Raw genomic sequence first — 19,062 nt, 5'->3', positions numbered from 1 at the left:
GGAAGGGGGCGATCTTGGCCACGCACGAAACGCATGACGATCCGCAGGCCGAAGAAGGCCTTGTCGCAATCCGCCTGCCGGTCTGGTGGACGTTCGGCGGGCTGGTTGCGGGCCTTCTGGCGGGCCTCGCGCTGACGGACACTGCGGCGCTGGAGCCGGTCCTAGCCGTAACGCAGCCCGTGGGCACTCTGTGGCTGCGCGGCCTGCAGATGACGATCATCCCGCTGGTGGCCGCGCTGCTGGTGCTGGGCATTTCGCAGATGGCAGCCGCAGCGCGTGCCGGTGCGACCGCGCGGCGCATGCTGACCTATGTCTTTGCGGTGCTGGTGCTGAGCGGGCTGGCGACGGCTGTCTTCCTGCCGCTGCTGCTGAAGGCATTTCCCATTCCCGCATCCGCGGCATCCCTGCTGCAGACGGGTGACATCGAGCCGCAGGCCGTGCCCGGGCTGGCGGACTTCATCACCAGCCTTATCGCGCCCAATATCATCGCGGCCGCGGCGGAGACGGCGATGCTGCCGCTGACGATCTTCTTTGCCATGTTCGCCGTCGCCGTGGCGCGCCTGCCTGCCGGGCAGCGGACCAGCATGCTTGGGTTCTTCCGCGCGCTCGCCAATGCGATGCTGACCATCATCGGCTGGGTCCTGTGGGTCGCACCGGTGGGCGTGTTCGCGCTGGCTTTCGGTGTCGCGGCGCGGGCCGGGGGCGGGGCCTTCGGGGCGCTGGCGCATTACATACTGGTCGTATCGGCCATGGGCGGCATCGTGCTGCTGGGCGCTTACGTGCTGGCCTTCACCGCCGGCCGTATCGCACCGGGGCGCTTCATCCGCGCCATGATCCCCGCGCAGGCCGTGGCCATTTCCACGCAGAGCTCGCTCGCCAGCCTGCCAGCCATGCTGGACAGTGCGCGGCGGCTGAGACTGCGCGAGGAAACGGCGGACTTCGTGCTGCCGCTGGCCGTGGCGATCTTCCGCGCGACCAGCCCGGCGATGAATATGGCGGTGGCGATGTATGTAGCCGCGCTGGCCGGTGTCGATCTGACGCCCGGCATCATCGCGGCGGGCATCGCCGTGGCGCTGGTCATCTCCGTCGGATCGGTCAGCCTTCCGGGTTCCATCAGCTTCGTCGTGTCCATCGGCCCCATCGCGCTGGCCATGGGCGTGCCGATCGAACCGCTGGCGCTGCTGGTGGCGGTGGAAATGCTGCCGGACATCATGCGCACACTGGCCAATGTGACGATGAACGTCGCGGTGACATCCGCCGTCGATCGCGAGCGAGCCGCTGCGACTGACTAGCTCTCAATTGAGAATGAATCGCAAGGGAAACGACAGGCGCACCTCGCGCGTTGCCATTCCGAACCACTCTTTTCACCACACGATCCGATAACGGGAAGGACCATCCATGGCTTTCGAAGTAACTCCTCTGCCTTACGCCTCCGACGCACTCGCGCCGGCTGTCAGCGCCGAAACGCTGAGCTTCCATCACGGCAAGCATCACCAGGCCTATGTCGACAAGACCAACAAGGCGATCGAGGGCACGGCCCATGCAGACAAGGCGCTGGAAGAGATCATCTCCGCGGCGCGTGGCAGCGACCAGGGCCTGTTCAACAACTCCGCGCAGAGCTGGAACCACGGCTTCTACTGGCACTCGCTCAGCGCCGACGCGAAGTCGCCTTCCGGTGACCTCGCTGACAAGATCGATTCCGACTTCGGCGGCTTCGACGAGCTGAAGGCGCAGCTGAAGGACCGCGGTGCGGGCCACTTCGCCAGCGGCTGGGTCTGGCTGGCAGAGAAGGACGGCAAGCTGTCGATCGAGGAAACGCATGACGGCGATACGCTGGCGGACAAGGGCTTCAACCCGCTGCTGACGATCGACCTGTGGGAACACGCCTATTACCTGGACCACCAGAACAAGCGTCCGGAATATCTGGAGCAGGTCGTCGAGAACCATTTGAACTGGGATTTCGCAGGCGAGAACCTCGCCCGCGGTTCCGCCTGGTCCTATAGCTGAGGCCAGCAAAGCGCCGGGACTACCGGTTGCAATTGTAATTGAGAAAGGCCCGCCACCGTGCGGGCCTTTTTCATGCCTAGGCTTGGGAAGCGGCGGCGCCTTCCGCTGCGCTTGCCTCTTCCGCCAGTGCCAGAAGGTTGGTCTGGAACAGCGGCTCGCCGAAGACGAAACCGATCAGGTTCGGCTTGCCGAGATGGTCGATCAGCGCGGTGATGGTCAGCAGGATGGGCACGGAAAGCAGCGCGCCTGTCACACCCCAGATCCAGCTGAAATAGCTCAGCGCCAGCAGGATGGCGACTGGGTTCATCGTGAAGCGCGCACCAAGCACGCTGGGCGTGATCACGTTGGATTCCACCGTGTGCAGGCCAAGATAAGCGGCTGCCGGGATCAGGCCGACCAGCCACTGCTCCGACGTGCCGAGCCCGAACAGCGTCAGCAGCGCGACCATCACCAGCGGGCCGATATAGGGCAGGAAGTTCAGCAGCGCGGCAAGGCCGCCCCACATCACGGGCGCTTCCATGCCCATGGCCCAGGCACCCAGGCCCACCACGATGCCCACGCCTGTGTTGATGAAACCGACCGTCAGAATGTAGGCCGCGACACGGTCCTGCACGTCGCGCATCACGCGGGCAGCCTTCAGGCTGGTGCCGAAATGCTGGCGGTCCAGCAGCAGCTTGCGGCGCAGGCGCACGCGCGCCTCGATCATGAAAAATGCCAGCAGGAAGGTCAGCAGCACGGCCAGCACGACGCTTGGCGTGGCGAGCGCCAGTTCTTCCACGATATTCGGCCCGGCCAGTACCACCTGCTGTTCCCCACCATCGCCAACGATGCGGGCGATCTGTTCGTTAAGCTGCGCGATCCATGCGAGCGAGCCCTTCAGCTGGCTGAAGTGCTGGCCGATACGGTCGATCATCTCTGGCGTGCGCTCGAACAGGAAGGTCGCCGGGCGCAGGACGGCGGTGAGCGCCGTGCTCAATATACCCAGAAAGACGATAAGCGATGCCAGGGAGGCGAGGATGTTGGGCACGCCCCACTGCGCCAGCCGGTCCGCCATGGGGGAGAGCAGGATCGTCAGGATGATGGCGGCCACCAGCGGCAAGAACACCACGGCGCCAATCGACAGGACGAAGGGCAAGGCCAGGAACAGGCCGAACGCCATCAACAGGACGACGGAGGATATCAGCCGCAATTCCTGCTTGGCGAAGCCAATGGAGCGTCGGCGCGGTGCGCCCGGCCCGACGGCACCAGCAGCCGCGCTTGCGGTGTCGGCCGCCGGTGGCGCGGTGCCTGCTGTGTCGCTCATTTCCTGTTGCCCGTCCAAGCCATGCGCCTTCATTACGCCGCCAGCCGCGCGGCGCAAGGCGATTGGCGCGCAGGTGCTGCAGGGATCGACGGACTGTAAACGCCCGCGGGCAAGCGGCGCCTATCGGATTGCGGCTGCCTGCCCGTTGCCCGCGGCGACTTCGTCCAGCTCTTCCAGGATGGCGCGGTGCGCGCTGGGATCCTCGATCTTGCGGTCCGGGATATCGCCGTCCTCGATCATGCCGGTCAGGGCAGCGCGCGCGCGGCCCACCCGGCTCTTGATCGTGCCCACGGCGCAGCCGCAGATATTGGCCGCTTCCTCGTAGGAAAAGCCGCCCGCGCCCACCAGCAGCAGCGCCTCGCGGCGTTCCGGCGGAAGGGTCAGCAGGGCGCGGTGCATGTCGGACAGGTGCAATGGCTCTTCCTGTCCGGCAGGCGCCGTCAGGATACGCTCCGCCACGCCTTCGTCATATTCGCCGCGGAAGCGGTTGCGGCGCATGTCCGTGAGATAGGCATTGCGCAGGATCACGAAGGTCCATGCGCGCATGCTTGTGCCCGGCTCGAAACGCTCCTGCGCCGCCCAAGCTTTCAGCAAGGCTTCCTGCACCAGGTCATCGGCCATGTCCGGCCGGCCGCACAGGCCGCGGGCAAAGGCACGAAGGTGCGGGACGACCTCGGTCAGCTCGCGCTTGAAGGCGATCTTGTCGGCTGCGCTGCGCTTGGGCAGCGGCTTTTTCTCTTTCGCGCCACTCATGACTTATCGGCATCCAGCTTTGCGAGAAGGTCCTGGAAACTATCGGGCAGGGGCTCTTCGACGACGGAATTATATAGCTTCTTCAGGCCGTCCGCCCATTGCGGATCATCCTTGTGCTCCTGCGCATCGCGCTTGCCCTTGTCGGGCGAATTCTTTTCGGCGGTTGCCATATTGCACGCATCCAGATCGTGTTTGCGGGCGGGTGTGCAACCTCCGGCGTCCTCCGAATTTTGCTAAACCCCGTCCCGATGTCGCAATTGGAACGAAAAACATTGCTTGCGGTTCCCCGATACAACAAGTGCACCGGACCCGAAGCGCGACCCGATCCTGTCCCGGCGCACAGAAATTCAGACCGGCGCAAGCCGAAGGTGAGCAAGTGAGCAAGACCGAAAGGTCACCAGGGAAGACCCGCCGCTGGCTGGTCAAATACCCACGAGCGATGCCGGTCGCGATTTTCGCGCTGGTTATCCTTGCTACATTGCTGTCCGTCGTGGCCATCCAGCGCAGCACGGCCGAGACCGAGCGGCTGGAGCTGGAAGCGCGCGCGGATGCCATCGCGTCGGCCGTGGAACGCCGGGTCAATGCCAGCACATCGTACCTGCGCGCCGGCGCCGCGCTTGTCGCCTCGCTGGACGAAGTCACGCCGGCGCGTTTCCGGGATTTCGTTTCCGAATTGAGGCTGGATGCCGATTACCGCGGTTCGGAAGGCATTGGCTGGGCGCCGGTTGTTAGCCCTGCCGAGCGCTTCGAATTCAATCGCAAGATCGCCGCGGAATTGCCCGGCGAGCCGCAGATCAGCCCTGAAATGCGATCAGGCGCCGACTTCGCCGTCCCGGTGCTTTATCTTTACCCCGACACCGAACGAAACCGGCGCGCGAGCGGGTATGACATGTATTCCGAAGCGACGCGCCGGGCCGCGATGGACGAAGCTGCGCGCACGGTACGCCCGACCGCCAGCGGCAAGCTCGTTCTGCTGCAGGACGGCCGCCGCCCCGAACCCGGCTTCATCTTCTACATGCCTGTCTTCAGCATCGTCGATGGCAGCCGCGAGCTCGACGGTTTCGTCTACAGCCCGTTCAATGCCGGCGACTTCCTGGAAAGCGTGCTGGAGCTGGAAGCTGCCGGCGTCTCCGAAGTGCGGCTTTATGACGGCAACCCAGACGACAAGGACTTCCTTGCCGGGACAGACCGCGTCGAGGGCGAGGGGCAGTACGTCTCGCGAAATATAGAAGTGGCAGGCCAGAACTGGCTGCTGCAGGTGAGGGCGCCCGATGCAGCGGCTCTGTCGGGCCCGGCCATGCTTACGCTCATATTCGGGATGCTGGTGGCAAGCCTGCTAATGCTGCTCGTGCGGATGCTGACCCAGCAGGCGAGCGAGGACGAGGCGGCGCTGAATTTCTATGCCGAGCAGAACTCGATCCGCAATTCGCTGACCCGCGAGCTGAATCACCGGGTGAAGAACACGCTGGCGAATGTCCTTTCCATCATGACACTGACACGAAGGCGCTCCAGCAATTTGGATGAATATGCCGAGAGCCTGGAAGGGCGGATCCGGGCCCTGTCGGCCACGCATGACCTGCTCACCAAGTCCGACTGGGGATCGACACCGATTGCCAATGTCGTGGCTGCGGAAACGGCACCTTATGCCAAGTCTGAGGAAGGCACGGTCATGGCCAGCGGCCCGCTGACGGAACTGGCACCCAACGACGCGCTTTCGCTGGGTCTTGCGCTGCATGAGTTGGCGACCAACGCTGCCAAATACGGCGCGCTGAGCCAGCATGGCGGGCGCGTGGAGGTAGCTTGGGAGCCGGTTGCGGAAGATCGCGCAAAGCTGGTCTGGCAGGAAAGCAACGGCCCCGCTGTGCCGCAATCGAGGCAGCGCGGCTTCGGGCTGGACCTGATCGAGAAGATCGTAGCGCACGAACTGGGCAGCCCGGTAACGATCGAATTCGATCCTGCCGGGGTGCGCTGCGAGATGGTCATTCCTGTGCGCCAGGGAAGCGACTTCAGATTGCGCTCTGCCCACCGGGACATCTGATTGCGGGCACAACGAAAAAGGGCCGGGGATCGCTCCCCGGCCCTTTTGGCATTCTGACTGTATGGCCGCCGGTCAGTCGATCGGGCGGCTGGAATTGAAGAACAGGGCCTGGCTGATCGCCGCGCGCACCGTTTCTTCCTGGAATGGCTTGGTGACCAGATAGGTCGGCTCAGGACGGTCGCCGGTCAGCAGGCGTTCCGGATAGGCCGTGATGAAGATCACCGGCATGCTGTCGATGGCAAGGATATCGTCGACCGCGTCCAGGCCGGACGAACCGTCGGCCAACTGGATATCGGCCAGCACCAGGCCGGGACGTTCCTTGGCGACGACTTCCTGCGCTTGGGTGCGCGTGGCGGCGGTGCCGCAGATTTCGTGCCCCAGCGAACGCACGAGGTCTTCCAGCTGCATTGAGATCAGCGGCTCGTCCTCGATGATCAGGACGCTGGTGGAATTCTCGCGGTCGATCTCCTCGATCGCCTCGCGGACGAGCTCTCGCACGTCGTCGGCGCCGACGCCCATGATCTGTCCGGCTTCGGCATTGGAGAAATCCTCCACGGTCGTCAGCAGCAGGGCCTGGCGGTTGACCGGGGTGATCCGGCGCAGGTGATCCTGCGCGGCACCTTCGTGGTCGCTGGCGCTTTCGGCGTTGCCGCCGTCCACTTCCATGTAAGCGCTGGACCAGATGGCATTAAAGGCCTTGTACAGCGGCACACGGCCACCCTTCAGGCTTTCGGACAATTCATCGTCCGCCAGCGCGGCTTCCAGCGTCTGGTGGACAAAGGCATCGCCGGTCTGCTGCGAGCCGGTGAGGGCGCGTGCATAGCGACGGAGGAATGGCAGGTGTGTTGCGACTTCGGCCCCGATGGACATAAAACCCCTTCCGTTATTGGCGCGTGATGAACGCATGCGGACGTTGCCGGTTCCCCATGGCAATTCGATTGCGCCTTGGCCAGCGCGGCGGGCAATCGGCGGTAACAGGCTTTGTTCAACAGCCGGTCTTATCTGTCGCAAAAGGGCCGCTGAAAAAAATAATCGGGCAGCGGGAACCCGTTTGCAGGCCGGACATTCTATCACTGTCACCGCCGAGACCCCCCTCCCGTCCAAGCGGCTGGTGATACGATCCCGAAGGGCCTTCGTTCTCCATAAGGAGAGCGGAGGCCCTTTTTTCATGGCGCTTCCAGATGCTTGGACGCGCGCCTGCGCACGCCGGATCGCGCAGCCGGTCGGGACTCTCAGTCTGTGATTACTTGCGGCGCAGCGCGCCAAGCAGGCCGCGCGGCTTCTTTGCGAAGCAGGCTGCCAGGTCATCCGGGTCGTAGGGCTTTTCCATCACGATACCCATGGCCGCGATGTCTTGCGGGATGTCTTCGGGACTGCCGGTGGAGAAAACGATGCGCGGCTTGCGCGTACCCAACACGCTGACCAGCTCGGCCAGCGCCCAGCCGTCGTCACGGTCCGTCAGGTGGACGTCCAGCACGATGCCGTCGATGCGGCCTTTCTCAAGTTCACCCATAGTGCAGGAAAGGCTGGGGCAGACGGCGACTTCGCGCGCGCCATGGTCCATCAGCGCCGCCTCGATCGCGGTCGCGAGGATGGCGTCATCCTCCACAACCAGGATCCGGCCGAGGTCAGGTTTCTTGCTGCGTGCCATGGATGCCCCAAGGGCGGCCCGCCCGATGCTGCCGCCATTGCGTTATAACGGCAGCTGCGCCGCTCCGTTCCCGGTGCGCGCCTAGCGAGTCCTACAGCGACCTTTCGTAGATCACGTATTCGCGATTTACCTGCGTCTGCAGCGTATCGGCGATGGCGATCATCCCCTTGTTGTCGTCCAGGATCCAGCCGATCTCGCCGCGGGTGGCGCCGTAATTGGCGACGGAGTTCTGCCGTATCTGTTCGATCATCATGAAGGCCAGCTGGCTGGCCATGCGCGAGTTCTGCAACCGCTTCTTCACGCCCATCAGCGGCACGCGCATGGTGCGGACCTGCGGCTTGCGCAGCCACCAAAGCAGCTTTGCCCAATTGAAGGGGAACAGCTTGCCGCGCATGCCGATAAGCTTCTCGTTGAGATCGGGGATCGTCATCATGAAGGCGACGGGCTCACCGTCCAGCTCCGCAATCATGTTCAGGTCAGGGCGGATCAGCGGCTTCTGCTTCTTGGCCGCGTAGGCCTTCTCGCGCTCGCTGAAGGGCACGAAGCCCCAGTTCTTCGACCATGCTTCGTTCAAGATATCGATCACGATGGCCGTGTCGCGCTGGTAATTGGCCATGTCGATCGGGCGGATGGTGATCCGCTCGTTTCTCTCGCCCGACGCGATGATGCGCTGCACGATGGGCGGGAATTTCTTCGTGATGTCGAGCTCGTAAGTGAAGAGCGATTTCGCCTTCTCATAGCCGGTGCCCTCGATCCACGGCTGGTACTGGCTGCGGTCATGCCCCATCATCACGGTGGGCGGATGGTCATGGCCCTGCACCAGCAGGCCCGGCTCTTCCCAGACCGACAGGCTGATGGGGGCGAGCACGCGCGTCATGCCGCGTTCGCGCAGCCAGTCCTCGGCCTTGGCGATCAGCGCCTTGGCAATGCCTTCGTCTTCCGCTTCCAGCAGGCCCCAGTTGCCGGTGCCAGGGCCCATGCCCTGTTCGGGCGGCTGGGCCAGGGCGAATTCGTCGATATGGGCGGAGATGCGGCCGACGGCCCGCCCGCCGCGCCGTGCGAGGAAATATTGCAGCCGCGCATGGTCGTGAAACGGGTTCTTGCCCGGGGTCAGCAGCTCCCTGGCTTCGCTGCGAAGGGGGGGCACCCAATTGGGATCGTCTGCGTTCAATCGATAAGAGACATCGATAAACTCATCCAGCGTGGCCTTGCCGGGGACCGCTACGATCTCTATTTCCGTATCCGACACTCAGGTAGTTCCTCGTTCAGCTGCCGTTAGCCCTCAATGCGCTTTCGGCATTTTGTCAAGCGGACCGCGTCCGCCGCGCTGCCATAGAATGGCGGCGGTCACCCGCCCAACCCCTTGGAAAACCACACCATGGCCTCTCAATCCCCTGCCTCCGGCGAAACGGCGAACCCGCTTGGCGGCGCTGCCGTGCGCGCGCGGCTGCAGGACATTGCGGACGACAAGGTGCTGATGCGCAAGGCGGCGGAGCTGACGCGTGACATCACGCAGGCGCGCGCCGATATCTACTGGCCGGACATGATCGGCAGCGCGCTGCTGGGCTATGCCGCGCTGGCAGGTGCGATCCTGCTGGAAAATGGCTGGCTGGCGCTGGGCAGCGCGGTGGTGGCCGTGCTGGCGCTGTACCGTGCGCTGCTGTTCATCCACGAAATCTCGCACCTCCACCGCAATGCGTTGCCCGGCTTCCGGACTGCGTGGAATGCGCTGGTGGGCGTGCCGATGCTGACGCCTAGTTTCATGTACGAGAATGTGCACACCATCCATCACCAGCGCACGCGTTATGGCACTGCGGAAGATCCGGAGTATTTGCCGCTGGCGCTGATGAAGCCGTGGAGCTTGCCGGCCTTCCTGCTGATCTCGCTGCTGGCACCGCCGGCCCTGCTGTTCCGCTTCGCGATATTGACGCCGCTGGGGCTGGTCGTTCCATGGGTGCGCCAGCAGAGCTGGGCGCGCTTTTCCGCGCTCGCCATCAACCCCGCGTTTCGCCGCCGCGCAGAGACGGGTGAAGCCCGCAAACGCTTCATGCTGCAGGAAGCGGCATGCTTTGCCTGGTCATGGGCCCTGATCGGCAGCGTCTTTGCCTTTGGCTGGCGGCCGCTGCTGATCGCGCTGGCCGTGTTCAGCGTGGTGGCGGTGTTCAACCAGCTACGCACGCTCGTCGCGCACCTTTGGGAGAACGAGGGCGAGGCCATGACGGTCACCGCGCAATATCTCGACAGCGTCAACGTGCCGCCGCCGTCACCCTTCGCGGAGCTGTGGGCGCCGGTCGGCCTGCGCTATCACGCGCTGCACCATCTGATGCCGTCCATGCCCTATCACTCGCTGGGTGAGGCGCATCGCCGCCTGCGCGGACACTTCGTGGACGGAGCGGACACATTACACGGTGCAAGCCACAAGGGCATGCTGCCGCTGGTGGCGCGCATCGGCCGGTCAACCATGCGCCGCTGACACGGCCGTTCATTGCAGGCATGAAAAAGCCCCCGGACCGTTATGGCCCGGGGGCTTTTCATTTGGCAGGCGCCGCGGCGCCCCGCTGCTTACTTGTCGGCAGCGATCGTGGCGTTGGCCGTGCCATCGGCATCGACGGAGACCTGCGTGTCGCCGATATTGGCTTCCACGCCGTCTTCACCCACGGTGACACTGTCGGTCTCGCCGTCGGTCGTCACGGCAGGCGCGTCGCCTTCGACCGGCTCGACCGCAGCCGTGCCGTCATCGACGGAGGTGGTGTCGGCGCCATCGGTCACGACGGTGTCGTCAGCAGCGTTGGGGTCGCAAGCGGCCAGGCCGAGTGCGGAGGTGGCGACGAGGGCGGAAATCAGGATCTTTTTCATATCACTCTCCTTGCGGGGATTATCCCCAATGCGACTCGGTAGGGCGAGCCGGCAAGGCAAAATGTGGCAGGAAAATGGCAATAAGGCAAATCTGCCTCAATTGCGCCATATTTTGCCTTATTCCTCCGTACGGATCAGCACGGTCTCGCCGATCAGGAAGAACAGGAAGAAAGGCGCCCAGGCTGCGAGCAGGGGCGGGTATCCGCCGAAGCTACCCATCGCCAGCGCCGCATTGTCGACCACGAAATAGGCAAAGCCGAGCGACATGCCGATCACGGCGCGCGCAAACAGCTGGCCGGACCGCGCTAGGCCGAAGCCTGCAACCGCGCCCAGCAAGGGCATCAGCACGGCGGAGAGCGGGCCGGAGATCTTGTGCCACCATTTGCCTTCCAGTTCCGCCGTACGGCGACCTGTGGCCTTCAGCGCGGCGATGGAGGCTGACAGTTCGCTCAGCGTTTCTGCATCGGGATTGATCTTGCCCAGCGCCACTTCGTCGAGGCCCAGTTCCGGCGCGACCACCACATCGCCCTCCAGCGCGCGTTCGGACGCGCGGGCCACATCGAAGCTGCGCGGGTTTTCCAGCCGCCAGCCGTTGCCGGCATAGCTTGCGCTGTCGGCCTGCATGCGCTGGCGGATCATTCCCGCTTCGTCCCGCTGGTAGAAGGTGACATCGCGCATCAGCGTCTGCGCCCCGCTACCCGATACCGTGCGCGCCATCAGCACGTTCTGGCCGTCCGTCAGGTAGACATTGGTGCGCGTCCCGCTCTCCTTGGGCATCGGTCCGTAATCGACGCCCTGCCATGTCTGCAGGTCCGACGTTACGCGCGTCACCACACGCTCGTTGAACACGAAGGAGAAGCCCGCGACCACCAGCGCCGTCAGCAATAGCGGCGCCAGGATCTGGTGCGCGGAAAGCCCGGCGGCCTTCATCGCCGTCACCTCGCTGTTCTGGTTCAGTGTCGCCAAGGTGATGATTGTGGCGAGCAGCACGGAATAAGGCATGAAGCGCGCGACCAGCTGCGGCATCCGGTACCCGGCATAACGCAGCAGTTCGGCCTGCCCATTGCCCTCATAGGCCAGGATGTCCCCGGTCTTGGAAAGCAGGTCCAGTGCCAGCAGCACCAGCACCAGCATCACCAGCATCGCCAGGATGCGCGTGATGAAGGTCTTCGCCAGGTACCAGGTCAGCTTTCGCGACGGGAAGAAGTCAAACAACACCGGCGGCCTCCTCCTGCGCGGCGCGTGGCCGGCCCCGTTTCAGCAGGCGGCCGAGCCGCTTTGCCGTCTTGCCATAGAAAGCTTCCAGCGCGCCGATGGCCTGTCCGCCCGGCACATGGGCGACCTGGTGGTACATCCACACGATGATGCCCGCGAAGACCACGAACGGCCCCCATAAGGCGAGGTACGGATTCACGCGGCCAAGCTCAGCCACGCCTTCGCCGTACTGGTTGATCTTGTGATAGGCCACGACCATCACGATCGCCACGAACACGCCCAGTGCGCTGGTCGATCGCTTGGGAGGGATGGCCAGCGCCACCGCCAGCAGCGGCAGCAGGAACATCATAACCACCTCCACCAACCGGAAGTTGAGGTTTGCTAGCGTGGCATCGCGTTCGACCTCGGTCGTGCTGTCCGCCCAGCCGACGCGCACCAGTTCCGGCAGGATAAACTCGCGGCGGTCGCCCACCTGTCCGCGCTCGCGGAAGCGTTCGATGGCGGGCAGGTCGATCGGCAGGTCATGCTGGCTGAAGCTCAGCACGCGCGGCACCTGGCCGGGATCGTCATGGATGATCGTGCCATCGGCCAGCCGCAGGATGATGGTGTTGCGATCTTCCCGGTTGGCCAGGAAGCGCCCTTCGCGCGCAGAGATGGACAGCACCTGCCCGTCCGATGCGCCCAGCCGAACGAAGATGCCGCGCAGCTCGCGCCCCTCGTCCTCGCTCGCCTCGATACGCAGGGCGATCTGGTCTTCCAGACTGACGAATTCGCCCACCTTGATGCTGGCCCCCAGCGCGCCGGACTGCAGCTCGTACTCCAGCTCCGAATAGGTGTAGCGCGCCAGCGGCGAGAGGTAGCCGACGATGGCGAAATTCACCGCCACCAGGAACAGGGTGATGAGGTAAGGCACGCGCAGCAGGCGGCCATAGCCCCAGCCAACGGCGCGCATCACGTCGATCTCGCTGCTGGTGGCAAGCTTGCGGAAGGCCAGCAGGATGCCCAGCAGCAGGCCGAGCGGGATGGCCAGCGTGGAATATTCCGGGATCAGGTTCAGCAGCATCTTGAAGACGACGCCGACGGGCCCGCCTTCGCTGGAAACGAATTCGAACAGCCGCAGCATCTTGTCGAGCAGCAGCAGCGAGGCCGCGATAACGAAGACGCTGATCATCGGCACAAGCACCAGCTTGAAGATGTACCGGTCTGTCTTGGTGATGAAAGTCACGAGGTCTCGCGCAGCCGAAGATCGATCAATCCGGCGGCCTTAGCCCGAAGGGACCCGAATTGTCAGGCCTTTTCCAGCGTGCATTGCAGCGGGTGCTGGTTTTCCCGCGCGCAATCCATCACCTGGTTCACCTTGGTTTCGGCGATTTCGTAGGGGAAGATGCCGCACACGCCCACACCGCGCTGGTGTACGTGGAGCATGACGCGCGTGGCCTGTTCCATGTCCATGCGGAAGAACTTCTTCAGCACGACCACCACGAATTCCATCGGCGTGTAATCGTCGTTCAGCAGCAGCACCTTGTACTGGCTAGGCTTCTTCGGCTTGGCGCGGGTCTTGGTGGCGATGCCGGTTTCCGTATCGCCGGCATCGTCATCGCCCTTCTTCACGCCGTCATCGGCCGCCATGGGCGGGAAGGGGCGTGCACGGTGCGGCCGGTTAACTGGAAGGGGCAGGGGAACGCTCATCGAAGGGCGAATATCGTATCGCGCGGGCAGGCTTCAAGGGGCAAAGCGACCATCCGTCATCTTGATGGATGAAAGGCCTGGCCGCCGGGCCGGAAACGATAACGGGCCGGAAGCGCATTCACGCTTCCGGCCCGCATCATTCGCCGGGGAAGAGGAGGAGAGAGGTATCCCCGGCTAAACCGTAGGTCGCTTAGGCAGCGACCTTGGCCAGCTTGTCCGCTGCGACGTTGGCGCGGGCGGAGATCGGCGCGAAGGCATCGTTGGCCAGCTTCATCGCAGCTTCCGTGTTCTTGGAAGAAGCCTGGACCATTGCGTCGAAGTTACGACGCAGGATGGCACCCTGCAGCTGGAAGAGGTCCGTCGGGCTCTTCACGGCGGCCATTTCCTTCATGTCGGCGGTCATGGTTTTGTAAGCCGACTTGGCTTCGGCAACCACGGTAGCGCCCATGTCCTGCATGCCGCCGGACAGGATCTTGCCGCTTTCGACGACGGCTTCGACATTGCCCTTGGCAAATTCGGTGGCTTCGCCGGCGAACTCGGTGCTCTTTTCGTAAGCGGACTTCGCGCGATCCTGCATTTCGGTCATCGCGGTGGTCATCGTCTTGGTGAAATCTTCGGTCTTCTTGGCCATGATCTTTTCCTTCAATTCGTTAAGTGATTTTGCGTCCACCTGGGCGGCGATCGGCTTTGCGGCCGGCTTGCGCCCCGCGACGCGGGCTTTTCTCTTCGCGGCGGATGTGACCCCGACACGCGTGGTTTTCTTTTTCGGCGCCTTGGCGGCGGCCTTCTTCGGCGCGGGCTTCTTGGCCACGGCCTTGGTCTTCGGCGCGGCCTTCTCGGTCGCAGCCTTCGTCTTGGGCTCCGCCTTCTTCGGCTCCGGCGATGCCTTGGCATCGGCCTTCGCCGCAGCGGGCTTCGCTACGGGCTTGGCTTCGGCGGAAGCTTCCGCGTAGGCTTTCTCTGCATTGTCCACGGCATCTGCCATTCTGAACCTCGCTTTCGGCAACCCGTCATCGGGACGGCTTTTGTTGCACTGCACAATTTAGATGTTGCAGCTGCGAAGTCAAGCGTTTTTGTGCAGTGCAACATAATTGGTGCACGGCTCGTCGCGCCAGGACAGATTTCGGCGGTTTTTCAACTGGCTAAGGCGATTATCGGGTGGCTACGTAGCGGCCCGGTGCATCCTCTATCACCTTGTCGCGGCCCGATCCGGGCTTGCGTTTCCCGGTCGCCTTGATGCGCTTGGGGGCTTGCTGCTCGATCCAGGCGATCCAGTCAGTCCACCAGCTTCCGGGGTGTTCGACTGCGCCTTCGCGGAACTCGTCCAGGCTGCCCGGCTCACCATCGTTGATCCAGTACTGGTACTTACCCGAACCCGGCGGATTGACCACGCCGGCGATATGCCCGCTGCCGGCCAGAACGAAGCGCACCGGCCCGTTCAGCACCTGGCCCAGCTTCCACACGCTTTCCGGCGGGGCGATGTGGTCCTCGCGGCCAGCCTGCACATAGGCTGGGGTCTCGATCAGGTTGAGGTCGATGCTGGTGCCATCCGCCACCAGCGCGTCGGGCACGACCAGCCGGTTGTCGCGATACAAATCGCGCAGGTACTGGCTGTGCCACTTGGCGGGCAGGTTGGTGACATCCCCGTTCCAGTGCAGCAGGTCGAAGGCGGGATAATCCTCGCCAAGCAGGTAATGCTGCACCATCGTGTTCCAGATCAGGTCCGACCCGCGCAGCAGGTTGAAGGTGGCGGCCATGTAGCGTCCGTCAAGGTATCCGCCCTGGCTGGCCTGCCGGATCATTTCCAGCTTCGTATCGTCGACAAAGTGCTTCAGCTCGCCCGCCTGCTCGAAATCGACCTGCGCGGTGAAGAAGGTGGCGCTGGCGACCTTGTCCGCCTCGCCGCGCCGCGCCAGGATCGCCAGCGTCGCCGCCAGCGTCGTGCCCGCGACGCAATAGCCGATGGTGTGGACGGCGGGCACTTTCAGGCGCGCGCGGACATGGTCGATCGCATCGATCTGGGCGCGGATGTAATCGTCCCACTCGACATCCGCCATGCTCTCGTCGGCGCTCTTCCAACTGACCATGAAGACGGTCAGCCCCTGCTCGACCGCCCAGCGCACGAAGCTTTTCTTGGGGTTCAGGTCCAGGATGTAGAAGCGGTTGATCCATGGCGGGAAGATCACCAGCGGCGTCTGGTACACCTCGTCCGTCGCCGGCGAATACTGGATCAGCTGGTACATCGGCGTCTCGTGCACAACCTTGCCGGGCGTCACCGCGATGTTCTTGCCAAGCGTGAAGGCGCTGGAATCCGTATGGGTCAGCTGGCCGCGCTCGATGTCGCCCGCCAGCCGCTCCATCCCCGTCACAAGGTTGCGGCCCTGCGTGTCCAGCGTGCGTTCCAGCACCACAGGGTTGGTCAGCGGGAAATTGGCCGGGCTCATCGCCTCCAGCACGGACCGGGTGGCGAAGCGCAGCTGCTCACGCTCTTCCTCTTCCATGCCCTGCAGGCCGTCCACCGCCTGCTGGATGCGCTCTGCCAGCAGCAGGTAAGTCTGGTGCATCAGGGCATAGACAGGCTGCTCGCGCCAGGCGGGATCGGCAAAGCGGCGATCCTTGCGCGGCAGTTCGGAGGGTTCCTCGCCGCCAGCCTTGGGGCCGATGCCGTATCCGCCCAGCACCCGCTCCCAAAGCTCCAGCCCTTCGGCCATCATGGCCTGCTGGCGATCGGGATCGAGCAGCGGATTCGCCTGTGCCAGCTTCTGCATAGTGTCGAACCAGCTGGCGGGGTCCGCCATCAGGGGCAGGGGGCTGTCATCTTCCCGCCCGCCCGCATCGAGCCACATCTTCTGGATGCGCAGCGTGGATTTGCCCCATTCGTCGATCTGCTCCTGGTCGGGGACCAGCCCGTCATAGCCGGGCAGCGCGGTGCCGAAGGCCTGCCGCGCCACTTCCCCCTGGATCCGCAGCATCTCCGTGAAGATATTGGCCACGTCTTGCGAGCTGTCATCCTGCTTTGCCATGGCCGCAGCTTAGCGCATGCGAAGAAATTGTCAGGACCATTTTGTTGCCGCTGCTTCCAGCGCGCATTGCGCGGACCAAAGGAAACCGGCAGTAACGGCCGCGAACCTGCTGTGATTGGCCGAGGGACATGGACGAAGAATTCTACCGCATGAAGCGCCTGCCGCCGTATGTGATCGCGGAAGTGAACGCGATGCGGCATGCTGCACGGCAGGCGGGGCAGGACATCATCGACCTTGGCATGGGCAATCCCGACCTGCCGCCGCCCGATTATGTGATCGACAAATTGTGCGAGGTGGCACGAAAGCCAAATGCGCACGGCTATTCCCAGTCGCGCGGCATACCGGGGCTGCGCAAGGCGCAGGCCGATTATTACGCGCGGCGCTTCGGCGTCGACCTGGACCCGGACGGCGAGGTTGTCGTCACCATGGGTTCGAAGGAAGGCCTGGCCAGCCTGGCCACCGCGATCAGCGCGCCGGGGGATGTGGTGCTGGCGCCGAACCCGTCCTACCCGATCCACACCTTCGGTTTCATCGTGGCGGGCGCGACGATCCGCTCCGTGCCGGTCACCCCGAACGAGGACTACTGGCGCGCGCTGGAAGCGGCCATGGCCTACACCGTGCCGCGCCCCACCGTGCTGATCGTGAATTACCCGTCCAACCCCACGGCCGAAGTGGTGGACCTGGCATTCTACGAACGGCTGGTGGACTGGGCGCGCGACAACAAGGTGATGGTGCTGTCCGACCTCGCCTATTCGGAACTGTATTTCGACGGGAAGCCGACGCCCTCCATCCTGCAGGTGAAGGGCGCGAAGGACGTGGCGGTGGAGTTTACCAGCCTGTCCAAGACCTTCTCCATGGCCGGATGGCGCATGGGTTTCTGTGTCGGCAACCGGCGGATGGTCGCCGCGCTGACGCGGGTGAAGAGCTATCTGGACTACGGCGCCTTTACGCCCATCCAGGCCGCCGCCTGCGCCGCGCTCAACGGGCCGGAGGACGTGGTGCAGCGCAACCGCGACCTCTACCAGAAACGGCGCGACGTGATGGTGGAAAGCTTCACCCGCGCTGGCTGGCCGATCCCGCTGCCCGCCGCATCCATGTTCACCTGGGCCCCGCTGCCCGAACAGATGGCGCATATGGGCAGCCTGGAGTTCTCCAAACGGCTGCTGACCGAAGCGGGCGTTGCCGTTGCTGCGGGCGTCGGCTTTGGCGAGCGCGGCGAGGGACATGTGCGCATTGCCATGGTGGAAAACGAGCAGCGCCTTCGCCAGGCTGCACGTAACATCAAGCGGTTCCTGTCCGGCCCGGGCGGCGCGGAATAGGCAGCATATCCAGCCTGGCTGCGGCTTTGCCCGCGCGAAGGTAAGTCCTTGTAACCGTCCCGCAATCGACCATCAGGGTGATTGCCAGCTTGCATCCCTGCGCCAAGGCTGGTCCTTTGCAGCCTGCAGCGGGGCGGAGTGACGTTTTGAGATGGTTTGGATGGATTGGCCGGCCGGCCGATCCGCCTCCTGAATGGGATTTGCGGTCGCATGGCTGGCAATTGTGCCGCGGCCATCACGGCGCGCGCGCCACCTGCAAGCATGTCCTGCTGTGCGACCTGCGCCCGCTTGCCGCGTCCGAAGGCATCGCCATCGCCGAAGCGGACCAGCCGGCCTGGCGCATGATCATGCTGGGCGCGGAAGAACCGGCAACGCGCGCCGCGCTGATCAAGTTGGGCTGCGCCGAGGCGCTGCCTGCCGCCACCGGATCGAGCGAACTTGCCGTACGCGCCGCGCGCGTGGCGGACATGTTCGACATGCTGCCGCGCTGGCGCGAAATCGGGCCGCTCACGCTGGACCTGTTCCACCGCGACGCGCGATCGGGAGCCAACTGGCTGAGGCTCCACCCCCGCGAATTCGGCGTATTGTGGCGGCTGGCCGATGATCCGGGGGAGCCGGTGACTCGCGAGCAATTGCTGCGCGATGTCTGGCGGCTCAACCACATTCCGGAAACGAACAGCGTGGAAGTCCACGTGGCCCGCCTGCGATCGAAGCTGGCCGCCAATGACTGCAGCGGCATCGTGGTTACAGATCCGCGCGGGGGTTACCGGCTGGAGCCCGGCGCTCACGGTCCCTTCATGCTGCGGGATGCGGCACATGGCAGCAGGTCCGGCGAGGACAGGCTGGATGCCTATCTTCGCACCCAGGGGCTCCAGCCGGCCAGCTCCGACGCGGGCTGATCGCCTGGCCCGCCATGGCGCGGCAAGAATCGCGTTGCCCTCCATTCCCGCATTCGCTAGGGGCGCACTTCCTGTCGTCAGGCAGGGTGAGGCCCGATGGCGGAGTGGTTACGCAGAGGACTGCAAATCCTTGCACGCCGGTTCGATTCCGGCTCGGGCCTCCATTTTTTGAAGTCCGGCAATTGCAAGCGGCCACCGCACGCGATAACGGGCCTCACGGGCGCCGCTTTAGCTCAGTTGGTAGAGCACATCATTCGTAATGATGGGGTCAGAGGTTCGAATCCTCTAAGCGGCACCACTTCCCAAAGA

At 64.3% G+C, this 19,062-nt stretch carries 18 protein-coding genes and 2 tRNA genes; 8 read left to right on the top strand and 12 right to left on the bottom strand.

The genetic code is table 11. The features are described 5' to 3' along the window. Nucleotides 1-14 precede the first annotated feature (14 nt). Together A6F65_RS12330 and A6F65_RS12325 are read left to right on the top strand one after the other, a co-directional pair. Complete coding sequence (locus A6F65_RS12330; protein WP_067789411.1) at nucleotides 15-1,292, top strand: dicarboxylate/amino acid:cation symporter; 1,278 nt, start codon at nucleotides 15-17, stop codon at nucleotides 1,290-1,292. Nucleotides 1,293-1,398: 106 nt separating this feature from the next. Beyond that, on the top strand, nucleotides 1,399-2,007 hold the full coding sequence (locus tag A6F65_RS12325; RefSeq protein WP_067789408.1) for a superoxide dismutase: 609 nt from the start codon (nucleotides 1,399-1,401) through the stop codon (nucleotides 2,005-2,007). A gap of 76 nt (nucleotides 2,008-2,083) precedes the next feature. Here A6F65_RS12325 and A6F65_RS12320 read toward each other — a convergent pair whose 3' ends face one another. The 3 genes from A6F65_RS12320 to A6F65_RS13080 all read right to left on the bottom strand — a co-directional run bounded on the left by A6F65_RS12320 (nucleotide 2,084) and on the right by A6F65_RS13080 (nucleotide 4,233). Then, complete coding sequence (locus A6F65_RS12320) at nucleotides 2,084-3,310, bottom strand: AI-2E family transporter (protein ID WP_067790659.1); 1,227 nt, start codon at nucleotides 3,308-3,310, stop codon at nucleotides 2,084-2,086. 120 nt (nucleotides 3,311-3,430) lie between these two features. Next, a complete protein-coding gene (locus tag A6F65_RS12315; RefSeq protein WP_067789401.1) occupies nucleotides 3,431-4,063 on the bottom strand; it encodes a sigma-70 family RNA polymerase sigma factor in 633 nt (210 codons plus the stop codon). Beyond that, on the bottom strand, nucleotides 4,060-4,233 hold the full coding sequence (locus tag A6F65_RS13080; protein ID WP_169817031.1) for a NepR family anti-sigma factor: 174 nt from the start codon (nucleotides 4,231-4,233) through the stop codon (nucleotides 4,060-4,062). Before A6F65_RS13080 ends, A6F65_RS12315 begins: the two co-directional genes overlap by 4 nt. A gap of 206 nt (nucleotides 4,234-4,439) precedes the next feature. Here A6F65_RS13080 and A6F65_RS12310 point away from each other — a divergent pair, with 206 nt between their 5' ends. Beyond that, nucleotides 4,440-6,101, top strand: coding sequence for a CHASE domain-containing protein (locus A6F65_RS12310; RefSeq protein WP_237164827.1), 1,662 nt, complete (start codon nucleotides 4,440-4,442; stop codon nucleotides 6,099-6,101). Between the two features lie 72 nt (nucleotides 6,102-6,173). Here A6F65_RS12310 and A6F65_RS12305 read toward each other — a convergent pair whose 3' ends face one another. From A6F65_RS12305 to A6F65_RS12295, 3 genes are all read right to left on the bottom strand, one after another. Next, nucleotides 6,174-6,971 carry a response regulator gene (locus A6F65_RS12305; protein ID WP_067789394.1) on the bottom strand — a complete coding sequence of 266 codons (798 nt, stop codon included), beginning with the start codon at nucleotides 6,969-6,971 and terminating at the stop codon, nucleotides 6,174-6,176. 373 nt (nucleotides 6,972-7,344) lie between these two features. Next, nucleotides 7,345-7,752, bottom strand: coding sequence for a response regulator (locus tag A6F65_RS12300; RefSeq protein ID WP_067789391.1), 408 nt, complete (start codon nucleotides 7,750-7,752; stop codon nucleotides 7,345-7,347). 91 nt (nucleotides 7,753-7,843) lie between these two features. Then, on the bottom strand, nucleotides 7,844-9,001 hold the full coding sequence (locus A6F65_RS12295; protein WP_067789388.1) for a GNAT family N-acetyltransferase: 1,158 nt from the start codon (nucleotides 8,999-9,001) through the stop codon (nucleotides 7,844-7,846). Nucleotides 9,002-9,130: 129 nt separating this feature from the next. Here A6F65_RS12295 and A6F65_RS12290 point away from each other — a divergent pair, with 129 nt between their 5' ends. Next, nucleotides 9,131-10,225 carry a fatty acid desaturase family protein gene (locus A6F65_RS12290; protein ID WP_067790655.1) on the top strand — a complete coding sequence of 365 codons (1,095 nt, stop codon included), beginning with the start codon at nucleotides 9,131-9,133 and terminating at the stop codon, nucleotides 10,223-10,225. Nucleotides 10,226-10,314: 89 nt separating this feature from the next. Here A6F65_RS12290 and A6F65_RS12285 read toward each other — a convergent pair whose 3' ends face one another. From A6F65_RS12285 to A6F65_RS12260, 6 genes are all read right to left on the bottom strand, one after another. After that, complete coding sequence (locus tag A6F65_RS12285; RefSeq protein ID WP_067789385.1) at nucleotides 10,315-10,608, bottom strand: hypothetical protein; 294 nt, start codon at nucleotides 10,606-10,608, stop codon at nucleotides 10,315-10,317. Between the two features lie 117 nt (nucleotides 10,609-10,725). Continuing rightward, nucleotides 10,726-11,826, bottom strand: coding sequence for an LPS export ABC transporter permease LptG (gene lptG / locus A6F65_RS12280; RefSeq protein WP_067789382.1), 1,101 nt, complete (start codon nucleotides 11,824-11,826; stop codon nucleotides 10,726-10,728). Continuing rightward, a complete protein-coding gene (locus A6F65_RS12275) occupies nucleotides 11,816-13,048 on the bottom strand; it encodes an LptF/LptG family permease (protein WP_067789379.1) in 1,233 nt (410 codons plus the stop codon). The genes lptG and A6F65_RS12275 overlap by 11 nt, the downstream gene beginning before the upstream one ends. A 62-nt stretch (nucleotides 13,049-13,110) precedes the next feature. Then, a complete protein-coding gene (gene clpS / locus A6F65_RS12270) occupies nucleotides 13,111-13,452 on the bottom strand; it encodes an ATP-dependent Clp protease adapter ClpS (protein WP_157093184.1) in 342 nt (113 codons plus the stop codon). Between the two features lie 250 nt (nucleotides 13,453-13,702). Continuing rightward, a complete protein-coding gene (locus A6F65_RS12265) occupies nucleotides 13,703-14,497 on the bottom strand; it encodes a phasin family protein (RefSeq protein ID WP_067789377.1) in 795 nt (264 codons plus the stop codon). Nucleotides 14,498-14,663: 166 nt separating this feature from the next. Then, nucleotides 14,664-16,535 (bottom strand): PHA/PHB synthase family protein, encoded by a 1,872-nt coding sequence (locus tag A6F65_RS12260; protein ID WP_067789375.1) that lies wholly within the window; start codon nucleotides 16,533-16,535, stop codon nucleotides 14,664-14,666. Nucleotides 16,536-16,663: 128 nt separating this feature from the next. Between A6F65_RS12260 and A6F65_RS12255 the strand changes: the two genes are divergently transcribed. The 4 genes from A6F65_RS12255 (at nucleotide 16,664) to A6F65_RS12240 (ending at nucleotide 19,051) form a co-directional block, all read left to right on the top strand. Continuing rightward, nucleotides 16,664-17,854: an LL-diaminopimelate aminotransferase gene (locus A6F65_RS12255; protein WP_067789373.1), complete on the top strand. Its 1,191-nt coding sequence runs from the start codon at nucleotides 16,664-16,666 to the stop codon at nucleotides 17,852-17,854. Between the two features lie 200 nt (nucleotides 17,855-18,054). After that, complete coding sequence (locus tag A6F65_RS13190; RefSeq protein WP_237164826.1) at nucleotides 18,055-18,753, top strand: winged helix-turn-helix domain-containing protein; 699 nt, start codon at nucleotides 18,055-18,057, stop codon at nucleotides 18,751-18,753. A 90-nt stretch (nucleotides 18,754-18,843) separates the two neighbouring features. After that, a tRNA-Cys gene (locus A6F65_RS12245) sits at nucleotides 18,844-18,917 on the top strand. A 58-nt stretch (nucleotides 18,918-18,975) separates the two neighbouring features. After that, nucleotides 18,976-19,051 (top strand) — tRNA-Thr (locus A6F65_RS12240). Nucleotides 19,052-19,062: the final 11 nt, after the last annotated feature.

Source organism: Paraurantiacibacter namhicola (assembly GCF_001687545.1).
In the GTDB taxonomy this organism is placed as follows: Bacteria; Pseudomonadota; Alphaproteobacteria; order Sphingomonadales; family Sphingomonadaceae; genus Paraurantiacibacter; species Paraurantiacibacter namhicola.
Note: the sequence above shows the minus strand (reverse complement) of the source record. Positions and strands in the feature narration are given on the sequence as shown.

Excerpts from the sequence above, each read along its gene's own strand:
- A6F65_RS12325 (WP_067789408.1), top strand. The coding sequence starts at position 1,399 with ATGGCTTTCGAAGTAACTCCTCTGCCTTACGCCTCCGACGCACTCGCG.
- A6F65_RS12320 (WP_067790659.1), bottom strand. The coding sequence starts at position 3,310 with ATGAGCGACACAGCAGGCACCGCGCCACCGGCGGCCGACACCGCAAGC.
- A6F65_RS12315 (WP_067789401.1), bottom strand. The coding sequence starts at position 4,063 with ATGAGTGGCGCGAAAGAGAAAAAGCCGCTGCCCAAGCGCAGCGCAGCC.
- A6F65_RS13080 (WP_169817031.1), bottom strand. The coding sequence starts at position 4,233 with ATGGCAACCGCCGAAAAGAATTCGCCCGACAAGGGCAAGCGCGATGCG.
- A6F65_RS12305 (WP_067789394.1), bottom strand. The coding sequence starts at position 6,971 with ATGTCCATCGGGGCCGAAGTCGCAACACACCTGCCATTCCTCCGTCGC.
- A6F65_RS12300 (WP_067789391.1), bottom strand. The coding sequence starts at position 7,752 with ATGGCACGCAGCAAGAAACCTGACCTCGGCCGGATCCTGGTTGTGGAG.
- A6F65_RS12290 (WP_067790655.1), top strand. The coding sequence starts at position 9,131 with ATGGCCTCTCAATCCCCTGCCTCCGGCGAAACGGCGAACCCGCTTGGC.
- A6F65_RS12285 (WP_067789385.1), bottom strand. The coding sequence starts at position 10,608 with ATGAAAAAGATCCTGATTTCCGCCCTCGTCGCCACCTCCGCACTCGGC.
- clpS (WP_157093184.1), bottom strand. The coding sequence starts at position 13,452 with ATGGCGGCCGATGACGGCGTGAAGAAGGGCGATGACGATGCCGGCGAT.
- A6F65_RS12265 (WP_067789377.1), bottom strand. The coding sequence starts at position 14,497 with ATGGCAGATGCCGTGGACAATGCAGAGAAAGCCTACGCGGAAGCTTCC.
- A6F65_RS12260 (WP_067789375.1), bottom strand. The coding sequence starts at position 16,535 with ATGGCAAAGCAGGATGACAGCTCGCAAGACGTGGCCAATATCTTCACG.
- A6F65_RS12255 (WP_067789373.1), top strand. The coding sequence starts at position 16,664 with ATGGACGAAGAATTCTACCGCATGAAGCGCCTGCCGCCGTATGTGATC.